Source organism: Streptomyces sp. GbtcB7 (genome assembly GCF_019091445.1).
Taxonomy (GTDB): Bacteria; Actinomycetota; Actinomycetes; order Streptomycetales; family Streptomycetaceae; genus Streptomyces; species Streptomyces mirabilis.
In genome coordinates, this window is sequence record NZ_JAGXJM010000036.1 from 62,111 (window position 1) to 74,908 (window position 12,798).

Genomic DNA, 12,798 nt, shown 5'->3' on the forward strand with positions numbered 1-12,798 from the left:
TTACTCCTAGTCTGACATTGCGCTCGTCCGTTCTGTCCACAGGGCTTGCGCACCTGTCCCGCTTCGGTTATTGGGAAGGACGGCCCACGCCATGCCCGCAGATCTCGCCGTCATCGGACTCGGACATCTCGGCCTGCCCCTGGCCCAGGCCGCCGTCGCCGCCGGCATCCCCACGCTCGGCTACAAGACCGGGCCGGAGGGCGGCTCACTCACCCCGGCCGAACTGCGCCGGATGCTCTCGGGGGGCTTCCGGCCGACCACCAACCCCGCCGAACTCGGCCGTGTCCGCACCGCCGTCATCTGCGCCCCGACCCCACCCGGGCCGGACGGCACACCCGACCTGGGCCAAGTGGCCGCGGCCGCCCGCACCCTGGCCGAACGGCTGCGCCCGCACACGACCGTCATCCTGGAGTCGCCGGTCCACCCCGGCACCACCGAGGACTTCCTGCGCCCGCTCCTCGAAGAGGGCTCGGGTCTGCGCGCGGGGCGCGACTTCCACCTCGCGTACTCGCCCAGCCGCGTCGATCCCGGCAACCGCGACTTCACCCCCGCCAACACCCCCAAGGTCATCGGCGGCCTCACCCCCGCCTGCACCGAGTCATCCGCCGCCTTCTACGGGCGCCTCACCGACAAGGTCGTACGCGCGCGTGGCCCCCGCGAGGCGGAGACCGTGCAGCTCCTGGAGAACAACTACCGGCACGTCAACATCGCCCTGGTCAACGAGATGGCCGTGCTCTGCCACGACCTGGGCGTCGACGTGTGGGACGTCATCCGCTGCGCCGAGACCAAGCCGTTCGGATTCCAGGCGTTCCGGCCGGGGCCGGGCGTCGGCGGCCACGGCATCGCCCAGGACCTGGCGGGCCACTCGGGCCGCACCCTCCGGATGGTCGAACTGGCCCAGCAGGTCAACAGCCACATGCCGCGGTACGTCATCCAGCGCGCCGCCACGCTCCTCAACGAGCACGGGAAATCGGCCCGCGCCGCGCGCGTGCTCCTCCTCGGCGTCACCTACAAGCCCGACCTCGCCGACCAACAGGGCACACCCGCCCACGAGATCGCCCTGCGTCTGATGGAGCTCGGCGCGACCGTCAGCTACCACGACCCGCACGTCCCGGCCTGGAACGTCCTCGGCCGCCCCGTCCCGCGCGCCGACTCCCTCTACGAGGCCGCGGCCGACGCCGACCTCACGATCCTGCTCCAACAGCACCGCACGTACGACCTCCAGGGGCTCTCCGTGAAGGCCCAACTCCTGTTGGACACCAGGGGAGCGACCCCGACCGGAGCCGCGCACCGACTCTGACCCGGCGAAACCCCTGGACGGGATGTCACTGCCGACTGCTACTGTGCGTCAGCTCTCGCACACCAGTGCGCCCGCGTCCCGGGCGCTCCCAGGTGTGCGCTCACATCCCTGGGGGGAACCACATGAGTCAGTCGTCTCCGCCGCCGTCCGGTCCACCGGTCGACAACCCGTACGCGGGGCAGAACCCGTACGCCGACCAGCCGGGCCAGCCGCCCGCGCCGCCGCAGGACGCCGCCCAGGCAGGGTTCCCGCAGCAGGGTGCCCCGCAGGGCGCACCCCAGCCGGGCTTCCCGATGGCCCCCGTCGCCCCGGCCGCTCCGCTGCGCGACAAGCTCGGGCTCGGCCTCGCGGCCGCCGTCGGAGCCGCCCTGGTCGCGGCGGGCGTCTACGGAGTCGTCATCGGCCTCACCAAGCACGAGATCGGCTGGGCGGCCGTCGGCGTCGGCTTCCTGATCGGTCTCGCCGCGGGCCGCGTCGGCGGACGCAACCCGATCCTGCCGATCGCCAGCGTGATCCTTTCGGTGGCCTCGGTCTACCTCGGCCAGCTGGTCGGCGAGGCCATGATCGGCGCCAAGGAGGTCGGCGTCGGCTTCAACGAGGTCTTCTTCCACCACTTCGGCGTGGTCCAGGAAGCCTGGAAGGCCGAGGCCGACCCGCTGACCTTCCTCTTCTTCGCCATCGCCGCCTACGCGGCCTTCTCCGGCGCCAAGAAGGCCGGTCAGTAACCCCGCCCGGTATGCGCGAGGGCCCGCCCACCTCATGGTGGACGGGCCCTTCGGCGTCGTACGAGCCGCCGTACCGCTCCCGCTAGCGCTTGTGCTGCGAGTCCGCGACCGTCACCTCGACGCGCTGGAACTCCTTGAGCTCGCTGTAGCCGGTGGTGGCCATGGCGCGGCGGAGGGCGCCGAAGATGTTCATGGAGCCGTCGGGGATGTGCGAGGGCCCGGTGAGGATCTCCTCGATGGTCCCGACGGTGCCGAGGTCGACCTTCTTGCCGCGCGGCAGCTCCTCGTTGACCGCTTCCATGCCCCAGTGGTGGCCCCTGCCGGGGGCGTCCGTGGCGCGGGCCAGCGGGGAGCCCATCATCACCGAGTCGGCGCCGCAGGCGATCGCCTTGGGGAGGTCGCCGGACCAGCCGACACCGCCGTCCGCGATCACGTGCACATAGCGGCCGCCGGACTCGTCCATGTAGTCGCGGCGGGCCGCGGCCACATCGGCGACGGCGGTCGCCATCGGGACCTGGATGCCCAGCACGTTGCGCGTGGTGTGCGCGGCGCCGCCGCCGAAGCCGACCAGGACACCGGCCGCGCCCGTGCGCATCAGGTGCAGCGCCGCCGTGTACGTGGCGCAGCCGCCGACGATCACGGGGACGTCGAGCTCGTAGATGAACTGCTTCAGGTTCAGCGGTTCGGCGGCACCGGAGACGTGCTCCGCGGAGACCGTCGTACCGCGGATGACGAAGATGTCCACGCCCGCGTCGACGACGGCCTTGGAGAACTGGGCCGTGCGCTGCGGCGACAGGGCGGCCGCGGTGACGACGCCCGAGTCGCGCACCTCCTTGATGCGCTGCCCGATCAGCTCCTCCTTGATGGGAGCGGAGTAGATCTCCTGCAGGCGGCGGGTCGCGGTGTCCGCGTCCAGCTCGGCGATCTCGTCGAGCAGCGGCTGCGGGTCCTCGTACCGCGTCCACAGGCCTTCGAGGTTCAGTACGCCCAGGCCGCCCAGCTCGCCGATGCGGATCGCGGTGGCCGGGGAGACGACCGAGTCCATCGGGGCCGCCAGGAACGGCAGCTCGAAGCGGTAGGCGTCGATCTGCCAGGCGATCGAGACCTCCTTCGGGTCTCGCGTACGGCGGCTCGGGACGACGGCGATGTCGTCGAAGGCGTACGCCCGGCGGCCGCGCTTGCCGCGCCCGATCTCGATCTCAGTCACGTGTGTGGCCTTTCCCTCTTCGGTTCTGCGCCTCCCAGTATCCCCGACACCTACGACAAGGGCGGCCCCGGAACCTCCGGAACCGCCCTCACGTACACGTACGGCCAGTCGTCAGTACAGGTAACGGCTAGTCGTTACGGCTGTAGTTCGGCGCCTCGACCGTCATCTGGATGTCGTGCGGGTGGCTCTCCTTGAGACCCGCCGAGGTGATCCGGACGAACCGGCCCTTGGACTCCATCTCGTCGATGGTGGCGGCGCCCACGTACCCCATGGTCTGGCGCAGACCGCCGACGAGCTGGTGCAGCACGTTGGCCAGCGGGCCGCGGTAGGGCACCTGGCCCTCGATGCCCTCGGGCACGAGCTTGTCGTCGGAGGCCACGTCCGCCTGGAAGTAGCGGTCCTTCGAGTACGACCTGCCCTGGCCCCGGGACTGCATGGCGCCGAGGGAGCCCATGCCGCGGTACGACTTGAACTGCTTGCCGTTGATGAAGAGCAGCTCGCCGGGCGACTCCTCACAGCCCGCCAGGAGGCTGCCGAGCATCACCGTGTCGGCGCCGGCGGCCAGCGCCTTGCCGATGTCGCCGGAGTACTGCAGACCGCCGTCGCCGATCACCGGAACACCCGCGGCACGGGCCGCGAGGGCCGCTTCGTAGATGGCGGTGACCTGCGGGACGCCGATGCCGGCGACCACACGGGTGGTACAGATCGAGCCGGGGCCCACGCCCACCTTGACGCCGTCGACACCGGCGTCGATCAGGGCCTGAGCACCGTCACGGGTGGCGACGTTGCCGCCGATCACGTCGACGTGCACGCTCGACTTGATCTTCGCCATCCAGTTGAGCGCGTTGCTGTTGTGCCCGTGCGAGGTGTCGACGATCAGGAAGTCCACCCCGGCCTCGGCCAGCGCCTGAGCGCGCTCCAGCGCCTCGGGGCTGGCGCCGACGGCGGCACCCACCAGCAGTCGGCCCTCGGCGTCCTTCGCGGCGTTCGGGTACTTCTCGGCCTTCACGAAGTCCTTGACCGTGATGAGGCCCTTGAGAACACCCGCGTCGTCGACCAGCGGAAGCTTCTCGATCTTGTGGCGGCGCAGCAGTTCCATGGCGTCGGTGCCGGAGATGCCGACCTTGCCGGTGACCAGGGGCATCGGCGTCATGACCTCGCGCACCTGGCGCGAACGGTCGGTCTCGAAGGCCATGTCACGGTTGGTGACGATGCCGAGCAGCTTGCCGCCGCCGTCGGTGACGGGGACACCGCTGATGCGGAACTTGGCACACAGGGCGTCGGCCTCGGCCAGCGTCGCGTCCGGGTGCACCGTGATCGGGTCGGTGACCATGCCGGACTCGGAGCGCTTCACCAGGTCGACCTGGTTGACCTGGTCCTCGATGGAGAGGTTGCGGTGCAGTACACCGACGCCTCCCTGCCGGGCCATGGCGATCGCCATGCGCGACTCGGTCACCTTGTCCATCGCCGCGGAGAGCAGCGGGATGTTCACACGTACGTTGCGGGAGATACGCGACGAGGTGTCGACCGCGTTGGGCAGCACCTCGGAGGCGCCCGGCAGCAGCAGCACGTCGTCGTAGGTCAGCCCGAGTGTCGCGAATTTGGCGGGCACTCCGTCGACGTTGGCAGTCATGACACCTTCCCCAAATGGCCTTGATCGGTGCGGATGTCCATGCTAACGGGAAGCAGGGGTCTCCCATTCCACGGTTCGGATCGCCCTCGGGCTTCGTAGGTTCGTACGGGCGGGGTGGCGATGCCGTTCAGTTGTGGGCCTGGGCCCGGTCCCCGCGGAAAACGACGCGAACCCCACGCCCGGGGAAAACCGGTCCGCCCCTTGGGAGGGCGGACCCGTCGCGCCGGCCGAAGCGTCCCCGGAGGTCCCGGTGTCGGAGACCCCTGAGACCCGCCTACTGCTCCGCCAGCGCCCGCAACCGGCTCAGTGCGCGGTGCTGGGCCACCCGAACGGCGCCCGGTGACATTCCCAACATCTGACCCGTCTCCTCGGCCGTGAGGCCCACCGCGATGCGCAGCAGAAGCAGCTCGCGCTGGTTCTCGGGGAGGTTGGCCAGGAGTTTCTTGGCCCACTCGGCGTCGCTGCTGAGGAGAGCGCGCTCCTCCGGGCCGAGGGAGTCGTCGGGGCGCTCGGGCATCTCGTCCGAGGGAACCGCCGTCGAACCGGGGTGGCGCATCGCGGCGCGCTGCAGGTCGGCGACCTTGTGCGCGGCGATGGCGAAGACGAACGCCTCGAAGGGGCGCCCGGTGTCCTTGTAGCGCGGCAGTGCGAGGAGCACCGCTACGCAGACCTCCTGGGCCAGGTCCTCGACGAAGTGCCGCGCGTCGCCCGGAAGCCGGGAGAGGCGGGTGCGGCAGTAGCGCAACGCCAAGGGATGTACATGCGCGAGCAGGTCGTGCGTGGCCTGCTCGTCGCCGTCGACCGCGCGATGGACGAGCGCACCGATCACCGTCGTCTCGTCGTCGCGCATCGGTCCATGGTGCCTTGGCGTCGTCTTGTCCGTGGCACCGCGTCCGTAGTTGTGCACCGAAGCGTTATGAGCAGGTGCGCCGGAACTCATCTCCTGCGCCCTCCCCTTCCGCTCGACCGACTCGTCCCCGAGGAACTCCACACCTCAAGCATGCGGCATCCGCGGCGAAACGAGCAGCGGGCACTCGGCGGACTCTGTTGTCGGCCCCGCCCACCATGAGGTAGGCGGGGTGCGTCGTACCCCCGCGACGGCTCACCTAACGAACCAGACCCCACCGGAAACCGAGCGCCACGGCGTGCGCGCGGTCCGAGGCGCCGAGCTTCTTGAAGAGCCGCCGGGCGTGCGTCTTCACGGTGTCCTCGGAGAGGAACAGCTCGCGGCCGATCTCGGCGTTGGAGCGGCCGTGACTCATGCCTTCCAGCACCTGGATCTCACGCGCCGTGAGCGTCGGCGCCGCGCCCATCTCGGCCGACCGCAGTCTGCGCGGGGCGAGCCGCCAGGTGGGGTCGGCGAGCGCCTGGGTCACGGTCGCGCGCAGCTCGGCGCGGGAGGCGTCCTTGTGCAGATAGCCGCGGGCCCCGGCGGCGACGGCGAGTGCCACACCGTCCAGGTCCTCGGCCACGGTGAGCATGATGATGCGCGCACCGGGGTCGGCGGACAGCAGCCGCCGGACGGTCTCGACGCCACCCAGTCCGGGCATGCGTACGTCCATCAGAATCAGGTCCGAGCGGTCGGCACCCCAGCGGCGGAGGACTTCCTCGCCGTTGGCTGCCGTCGTCACGCGCTCGACGCCGGGCACGGTCGCCACCGCTCGGCGGAGCGCCTCTCGGGCAAGCGGGGAGTCGTCGCAGACGAGGACGGATGTCATGGCCGCCCTCCGCAGCTGATGCGCGTCACCTTGAGCCTCCAGGCTGGTACGAATCGTCATCTGTGCGGTCGACACTCGCCGACGGAACTGCCGTCTGCCCGAGCGCTTGTTCCTTCAACCGCCTCCGCACTCTCAACGATGGTCACTCGAAAGAGTTACGGGGCAGTCGGTCGCCTTCGGCACTCTACGTGAGGGCGTGGACACGAGGCAGACATGCGCAACGGACCCTCAACGTTTCATCACAACCTATGCCCCATTCAGCCTGTTTTCTTCCCCTTTGCTGGTGTCTGCGGCTAGATTCGCAATGAGTCATATTTTCATCTCCTTAGATCGTAGATGTACGGTCGGTGGGCACAGAGCGGCCCAGAACGGCAACAAGGGGACAAAGCAATGGCAGATTTCTCCCGCCTTCCCGGTCCGAACGCGGACCTCTGGGACTGGCAGCTCCTCGCGGCCTGCCGCGGGGTCGACAGCTCGCTCTTCTTCCACCCGGAGGGCGAGCGCGGTGCGGCACGGAGCGCTCGCGAGAACTCGGCCAAAGAGGTCTGCATGCGATGCCCGGTACGCGCCCAGTGCGCTGCGCACGCCTTGGCGGTGCGCGAACCGTACGGCGTATGGGGCGGCCTGACCGAGGACGAGCGCGAGGAACTCATGGGGCGGGCGCGCAACCGGCTGGTGGCGGCGTCGACCACCGGGAGCGGCGATCCCGCTTCGAACAACTGAAGGAACGTTTCTGCTTTTCGGTCCACCGTCGGGCACGCGCACGCGTGCCCATGCTTTTTGGCGGCGTCAGCCGCTTTTGGGCGACGTCAGCGGCTCGCGGCCCGCGCCAGTTGGTCGAGCGTCGCCGCCACCGCCGGCACCTGTGCCAGGTCCGGCAGGGTGAGTGCGACGATCTCGCGCCGCACCGGCGGCTCCACCGTCACGGTGCGTGCACCCTTGGGGCGCACGGACTCGATCGCGAGCTCCGGCAGGACCGCGACCCCGAGGCCCGCGCCGACCAGCCCGACCACGGCCGGGTAGTCGTCGGTGGCGAAGTCGATGCGGGGCACGAAGCCCGCGGCGCGGCAGACCTCCACGAGTTGTCCGCGGCAGCGGGGGCAGCCCGCGATCCACGGCTCCCCGGCGAGTTCGGCGATCGCGACCGATCCGGCCCGCGCGAGCCGGTGCTTCTCGGGGACCAGCCCGACGAGCCGGTCCCGCAGCAGGGGCCGTACGACCAGGTCGTCCCACTCCTCGGCACCCGCGGCTCCCTCGTAGCGGAACGCGAGGGCGATGTCGCAGTCCCCGGCCCGGAGCTTCTCGACGGACTCCGGCGGCTCGGCCTCCTCCAGGGAGACCCGGGTGCCGGGATGCGCGGCCCGCAGCGCGGCGAGGGCCGTGGGGACGAGCGTGGAACTGCCGCTGGGGAAGGAGACGAGCCGGACCCGGCCCGCGCGCAGGCCCGCGATGGCGGCGACCTCCTCTTCGGCCGCGGTCAGGCCCGCGATGATGCCCGCCGCGTGCCGGACCAGTGCCTCGCCCGCCTGGGTGAGGCGCATCTCGCGGCCGGTGCGGACGAGCAGCGGGGTGCCTACGGACGATTCGAGCGCCTTCATCTGCTGGCTGACGGCGGGCTGGGTGCAGCCCAGTTCACGTCCCGCCGCCGAGAAGGAGCCGGTGGCGGCGACGGCGCGCAGGACACGGAGATGACGGGCCTCGATCACCTTTCGAGCATAAGTGAGTCTTGGGTACGGCGGCGAATATTGCGTCGCCGCTTTGGTTCTCATCGCCTAGGTCCTGTCGTCAAATTCCCGTCGTCCGCCCGGAGGGCGGGCCCTGCGGCGTCAGGTGCGTGCTCTCGGCGCGCCGGGCACAGGCCCTCGTACTGGATGTACTTGGGTCTTTGCCCGGTGCGGCGAAGGGGGTCCCTCCCTGTTCGAGCGAAGCCGAGAACTTGGGGGCGCGTGCATGGCGTCGCGGGGCAGACGGGAATTTGACGACAGGGCCTAGCGTGCTGTCATGAAGCTTCTGTCCTTGAACATCGGCCGCCCTCGGGCCGTCCCGTACACGGACCAGCCCGAGGGCGTGACCGGCATCGACAAACGACCGGTGGACGGGCCGGTGCGGGTGGCGGCACCCGGGCCCAAGGGGGTCGGCGCGAGCGGCCTCGCCGGGGACGCGGTGTGCGACCTGCGCCATCACGGCGGGAACGACCAGGCGGTGTACGCGGTCGCCCGCGAGGACCTCGACGACTGGGGGCGCGAGCTCGGCCGGCCGCTGGCGAGCGGCGCGTTCGGCGAGAACCTGACGACCCAGGGGCTCGACGTGTCCGGCGCGCGGATCGGCGAGCGCTGGCGCGTCGGCTCCGAGGTGGTCCTCGAAGTCACCTGCGGGCGCATCCCCTGCCGTACGTTCCAGGAGCACGTCGGTGAGCAGCGCTGGGTGAAGCGGTTCACCCAGAAGGGCGCGCCCGGCGCCTATCTGCGGGTGATCGAGCCGGGCGAGATCCGGGCGGGCGACCCGATCGAGGTCGTGCACCGGCCCGACCACGAGGTGACGGTCGCCTTCGCCTTCCGCGCCGAGACGACCGAACGGGCGCTGCTGACAAGGGTGTTGGCCGCGGGCGACGCGCTGCACCCGGAGTTGCTGGAGATGGCGGAGAAGTACGTGGCACGGCACAGCGGCTAGCCGCTCGAAGCGGGGGCGCGGGGCGGGGGCGCGAGGCGGGGCGTCCGGGTGTGCGGGGAACTCGTGGAGCAAGGTGGGCGTTGGGTGGCGGGGGCGCGGCGGGCCTGGTCAGGTCACTAGCCTTGGGTCATGACAACGGCTCTGATTACGGGATCGACCGCGGGCATCGGCGCCGCCTTCGCGCGGCGGCTGGCGGCTGACGGGCACAACCTCGTGCTGGTGGCACGCGACACCAAGCGGCTGGGCGAGCAGGCGACCGAACTGCACGACCGGCACGGCATCGAGGCGGAGGTGCTGACCGCCGACCTGGCGACGGACGAGGGCATCGAGGCGGTGGCCGCCCGCCTCTCCGACCGCAAGAACCCGGTCGACCTGCTGATCAACAACGCGGGCTTCGGCAACAAGGGCCACTATCTCGAGGTGTCGATGGCCGACGAGCTGACGATGCTCAAGGTGCACTGCGAGGCGGTGCTGCGGTTGACGTCGGCCGCGACCGAGGCCATGCGGGAGCGCGGCCGGGGCGGGGTCGTCAACGTCGCGTCGGTGGCCGCGTTCGTGCCGCGGGGTACGTACGGGGCGTCCAAGGCCTGGGTCGTGCAGTTCACGCAGGGCGCGGCGCGGGATCTGGCGGGCAGCGGCGTACGGCTGATGGCGCTGGCCCCCGGCTTCGTCCGCACCGAGTTCCACCAGCGGGCCGGGATGGGCACGGACAACATCCCGAACTGGATGTGGCTGGATGCGGACAAGCTGGTCGCGGCGGCGCTCGCGGACCTGGCCCGCGGCAAGTCGCTGTCCATCCCCGACCCCCGCTACAAGGCGCTGATGGGCCTGGTGAAGGTGGCGCCGCGAGGACTGCTGGGCGGGATCACGTCGAAGACGGGCCGGAAGTACGGCCCCCAGTAAGGGCCACCGCGCAGTGGGTGGTGTCGTCCCTCCGGTGGGAAACTGAGGGTGTTCAACCGGACCCAGGGGGCCGGAGGCGACGCCATGACATTCGTACAGCTCATCGATTGCAGGACCAGCCGGTTCGACGAGATGAACCAGCTGATGGACACATGGGTCGAGAAGACCAGGGGCAAGCGGACCGCGACGCACAGCGTGATCGGCAAGGACCGCTCCGACGCGACCCACTTCATAGAGATCGTGGAGTTCCCCTCGTTCGAGGAGGCGATGCGGAACTCGAACCTCCCCGAGACCGAAAGGATCTTCCGGGAGATGGTGGCGCTCTGCGACGGGCTGCCGACGTTCACCGACCTGGACGTGGTGCGGGACGAGCAGTTGTTCGCGGCCAACATCCGCAGGTTCTTCGAGACGTTGGCCGGCCCGGGTGAACTGCCGCCGCTCAACGGTCTGATGGTGGAGAGCTACCACGACCACGATCCCGCCAACGAGCAGGACACCATCGGCCTCGACGCGATGCGGCGCGAGATCGAGATGTGGCGCGGCGGTTTCGACTTCACGTTCACCGTCGAGGACCAGCTCACCCAGGGCGAACGGGTCTGCACCCGGTGGGCCTGGAACGGCACCCACAAAGGCGACTTCATGGGGATTCCGGCGACCGGGAAGCAGGTCACCATGACCGGCACGACCGTCTTCCGCTGCCAGGAGGACGGGAAGATCGCCGAGGGCTGGTGGCAGTACGACCGGCTGGGGCTGTTGGCGCAGCTGGGGGCGCTGGACGCGCTGGAGCAGTAGTGCGGTGGGTCGGGTGGCGCTGTAGGCGGTAGGCGGTAGTACCGCGTACGGGAGAAGCCCCCGTTCCGTGCGGAACGGGGGCTTCTTCGGGAGTACGAGACTCAGTGGGAGTGCCCGTGGCCGTGGCCGTGACCGGCGTCGGCCTCCTCCTCGGCCGGCTTCTCGACGACCAGGGTCTCGGTCGTGAGGAGCAGGGAGGCGATGGAGGCGGCGTTCTCCAGGGCGGAGCGGGTGACCTTGACCGGGTCGATGACGCCGGCCTTGACCAGGTCGCCGTACTCGCCGGTGGCCGCGTTGAAGCCCTGGCCCTTGTCGAGCTCGGCGACCTTGGAGGTGATGACGTAACCCTCGAGGCCGGAGTTCTCGGCGATCCAGCGCAGCGGCTCGACGGCGGCCTTGCGGACGACCGCGACACCCGTGGCCTCGTCGCCGGTCTTGCCGAGGTTGCCCTCGAGGACCTTCACGGCGTGGACGAGCGCGGAGCCACCACCGGAGACGATGCCCTCCTCGACCGCGGCGCGGGTCGCGGAGATGGCGTCCTCCAGACGGTGCTTCTTCTCCTTGAGCTCGACCTCGGTGGCGGCGCCGACCTTGATCACGCACACGCCGCCGGCCAGCTTCGCGAGGCGCTCCTGGAGCTTCTCGCGGTCCCAGTCGGAGTCGGTGTTCTCGATCTCGGCCTTGATCTGGTTGACCCGGCCGAGGACCTCCTCGGAGTTGCCGCCACCGTCGACGATGGTGGTGTCGTCCTTGGTGACGGTCACGCGGCGGGCGCTGCCGAGCACGTCCAGGCCGACCTGGTCGAGCTTGAGGCCGACCTCCTCGGCGATGACCTGACCACCGGTGAGGGTGGCGATGTCGCCGAGCATGGCCTTGCGGCGGTCACCGAAGCCGGGGGCCTTCACGGCGACGGCGTTGAACGTGCCGCGGATCTTGTTCACGACCAGGGTCGACAGGGCCTCGCCCTCGACGTCCTCGGCGATGATCAGCAGCGGCCGGGAGGCGTTGGACTGGATGACCTTCTCCAGCAGCGGCAGCAGGTCCTGGATGGAGCTGATCTTGCCCTGGTGGATGAGGATGTACGGGTCGTCGAGGACGGCCTCCATACGCTCCTGGTCGGACACCATGTACGGCGACAGGTAGCCCTTGTCGAAGGCCATGCCCTCGGTGAAGTCCAGCTCCAGGCCGAAGGTGTTGGACTCCTCGACGGTGATGACACCGTCCTTGCCGACCTTGTCCATCGCCTCGGCGATGAGCTCGCCGACCTGCGGGTCCTGGGCGGACAGCGCGGCGACGGCCGCGATGTCCGACTTCTCCTCGATCGGGCGCGCGGTGGCGAGGAGCTCGTCCGAGACCGCCTTGACGGCCGCGTCGATGCCCTTCTTGAGCAGCGCCGGGGAGGCACCCGCGGCGACGTTCTTCAGGCCCTCGCGGACGAGCGCCTGGGCCAGCACGGTGGCGGTGGTCGTACCGTCACCCGCGATGTCGTTGGTCTTGGTCGCCACCTCCTTCACCAGCTGGGCGCCGAGGTTCTCGTACGGGTCGTCGAGCTCGACCTCGCGGGCGATGGTGACACCGTCGTTGGTGATGGTGGGTGCGCCGAACTTCTTGTCGATGACGACGTTGCGGCCCTTGGGGCCGATCGTCACCTTGACCGTGTCGGCAAGCTTGTTGACGCCGCGCTCGAGGGCGCGACGGGCGTCCTCGTCGAACTTCAGGATCTTCGCCATGGGAGCGATTCAGCCCTCTCGGAAAACTGGGGTGAACGAACCGCGCCCCCGACGCCCGGCTGGTTATGGTCGCGGGGGCCAGGGGCGCAGTTCACTGCAAAACTGGGTGAAACGGTGAAG

Annotated in this window: 12 protein-coding genes; 6 read left to right on the plus strand and 6 right to left on the minus strand. The window is 70.0% G+C overall.

Translation table 11 applies throughout. The features are described from left to right. The first annotated feature begins 91 nt into the window (after positions 1-91). Positions 92-1,300 (plus strand): nucleotide sugar dehydrogenase, encoded by a 1,209-nt coding sequence (locus tag KVT44_RS42550; RefSeq protein WP_099921086.1) that lies wholly within the window; start codon positions 92-94, stop codon positions 1,298-1,300. A 122-nt stretch (positions 1,301-1,422) separates the two neighbouring features. Then, positions 1,423-2,025, plus strand: coding sequence for a hypothetical protein (locus tag KVT44_RS42555; protein WP_217573294.1), 603 nt, complete (start codon positions 1,423-1,425; stop codon positions 2,023-2,025). 82 nt (positions 2,026-2,107) lie between these two features. Here KVT44_RS42555 and KVT44_RS42560 read toward each other — a convergent pair whose 3' ends face one another. The 4 genes from KVT44_RS42560 to KVT44_RS42575 all read right to left on the minus strand — a co-directional run bounded on the left by KVT44_RS42560 (position 2,108) and on the right by KVT44_RS42575 (position 6,583). Beyond that, entirely contained in the window at positions 2,108-3,232 is a 1,125-nt protein-coding gene (locus KVT44_RS42560; RefSeq protein WP_060901469.1) for a GuaB3 family IMP dehydrogenase-related protein, read from the minus strand. Positions 3,233-3,359: 127 nt separating this feature from the next. Then, on the minus strand, positions 3,360-4,865 hold the full coding sequence (guaB, locus tag KVT44_RS42565) for an IMP dehydrogenase (RefSeq protein WP_060901470.1): 1,506 nt from the start codon (positions 4,863-4,865) through the stop codon (positions 3,360-3,362). 274 nt (positions 4,866-5,139) lie between these two features. After that, positions 5,140-5,715 (minus strand): sigma-70 family RNA polymerase sigma factor, encoded by a 576-nt coding sequence (locus KVT44_RS42570; protein ID WP_060901477.1) that lies wholly within the window; start codon positions 5,713-5,715, stop codon positions 5,140-5,142. A gap of 256 nt (positions 5,716-5,971) precedes the next feature. Further along, positions 5,972-6,583, minus strand: a complete 612-nt coding sequence (locus KVT44_RS42575) for a response regulator transcription factor (RefSeq protein WP_003948568.1) — start codon at positions 6,581-6,583, stop codon at positions 5,972-5,974. Positions 6,584-6,973: 390 nt separating this feature from the next. On the opposite strand from KVT44_RS42575, the gene KVT44_RS42580 reads away from it, so the two are divergent. Next, a complete protein-coding gene (locus KVT44_RS42580) occupies positions 6,974-7,306 on the plus strand; it encodes a WhiB family transcriptional regulator (RefSeq protein ID WP_060901471.1) in 333 nt (110 codons plus the stop codon). Positions 7,307-7,392: 86 nt separating this feature from the next. Here the strand turns inward: KVT44_RS42580 and KVT44_RS42585 are convergent, their stop codons facing one another. Continuing rightward, the gene (locus KVT44_RS42585) at positions 7,393-8,289 is read right to left on the minus strand and encodes a LysR family transcriptional regulator (RefSeq protein WP_060901472.1); all 897 of its coding nucleotides are present in this window, start codon (positions 8,287-8,289) and stop codon (positions 7,393-7,395) included. A gap of 295 nt (positions 8,290-8,584) precedes the next feature. Here KVT44_RS42585 and KVT44_RS42590 point away from each other — a divergent pair, with 295 nt between their 5' ends. From KVT44_RS42590 to KVT44_RS42600, 3 genes are all read left to right on the plus strand, one after another. Beyond that, complete coding sequence (locus KVT44_RS42590; RefSeq protein WP_190169981.1) at positions 8,585-9,253, plus strand: MOSC domain-containing protein; 669 nt, start codon at positions 8,585-8,587, stop codon at positions 9,251-9,253. A gap of 129 nt (positions 9,254-9,382) precedes the next feature. After that, complete coding sequence (locus KVT44_RS42595) at positions 9,383-10,156, plus strand: SDR family oxidoreductase (RefSeq protein ID WP_099921090.1); 774 nt, start codon at positions 9,383-9,385, stop codon at positions 10,154-10,156. Positions 10,157-10,240: 84 nt separating this feature from the next. Further along, complete coding sequence (locus tag KVT44_RS42600) at positions 10,241-10,948, plus strand: ester cyclase (RefSeq protein WP_217573296.1); 708 nt, start codon at positions 10,241-10,243, stop codon at positions 10,946-10,948. A 101-nt stretch (positions 10,949-11,049) separates the two neighbouring features. Here KVT44_RS42600 and groL read toward each other — a convergent pair whose 3' ends face one another. Further along, positions 11,050-12,678 (minus strand): chaperonin GroEL, encoded by a 1,629-nt coding sequence (gene groL, locus KVT44_RS42605; protein WP_217573298.1) that lies wholly within the window; start codon positions 12,676-12,678, stop codon positions 11,050-11,052. Between the last annotated feature and the right edge of the window lie 120 nt (positions 12,679-12,798).

Excerpts from the sequence above, each read along its gene's own strand:
- KVT44_RS42550 (WP_099921086.1), top strand. The coding sequence starts at position 92 with ATGCCCGCAGATCTCGCCGTCATCGGACTCGGACATCTCGGCCTGCCC.
- KVT44_RS42555 (WP_217573294.1), top strand. The coding sequence starts at position 1,423 with ATGAGTCAGTCGTCTCCGCCGCCGTCCGGTCCACCGGTCGACAACCCG.
- guaB (WP_060901470.1), bottom strand. The coding sequence starts at position 4,865 with ATGACTGCCAACGTCGACGGAGTGCCCGCCAAATTCGCGACACTCGGG.
- KVT44_RS42570 (WP_060901477.1), bottom strand. The coding sequence starts at position 5,715 with ATGCGCGACGACGAGACGACGGTGATCGGTGCGCTCGTCCATCGCGCG.
- KVT44_RS42575 (WP_003948568.1), bottom strand. The coding sequence starts at position 6,583 with ATGACATCCGTCCTCGTCTGCGACGACTCCCCGCTTGCCCGAGAGGCG.
- KVT44_RS42580 (WP_060901471.1), top strand. The coding sequence starts at position 6,974 with ATGGCAGATTTCTCCCGCCTTCCCGGTCCGAACGCGGACCTCTGGGAC.
- KVT44_RS42590 (WP_190169981.1), top strand. The coding sequence starts at position 8,585 with ATGAAGCTTCTGTCCTTGAACATCGGCCGCCCTCGGGCCGTCCCGTAC.
- KVT44_RS42595 (WP_099921090.1), top strand. The coding sequence starts at position 9,383 with ATGACAACGGCTCTGATTACGGGATCGACCGCGGGCATCGGCGCCGCC.
- KVT44_RS42600 (WP_217573296.1), top strand. The coding sequence starts at position 10,241 with ATGACATTCGTACAGCTCATCGATTGCAGGACCAGCCGGTTCGACGAG.
- groL (WP_217573298.1), bottom strand. The coding sequence starts at position 12,678 with ATGGCGAAGATCCTGAAGTTCGACGAGGACGCCCGTCGCGCCCTCGAG.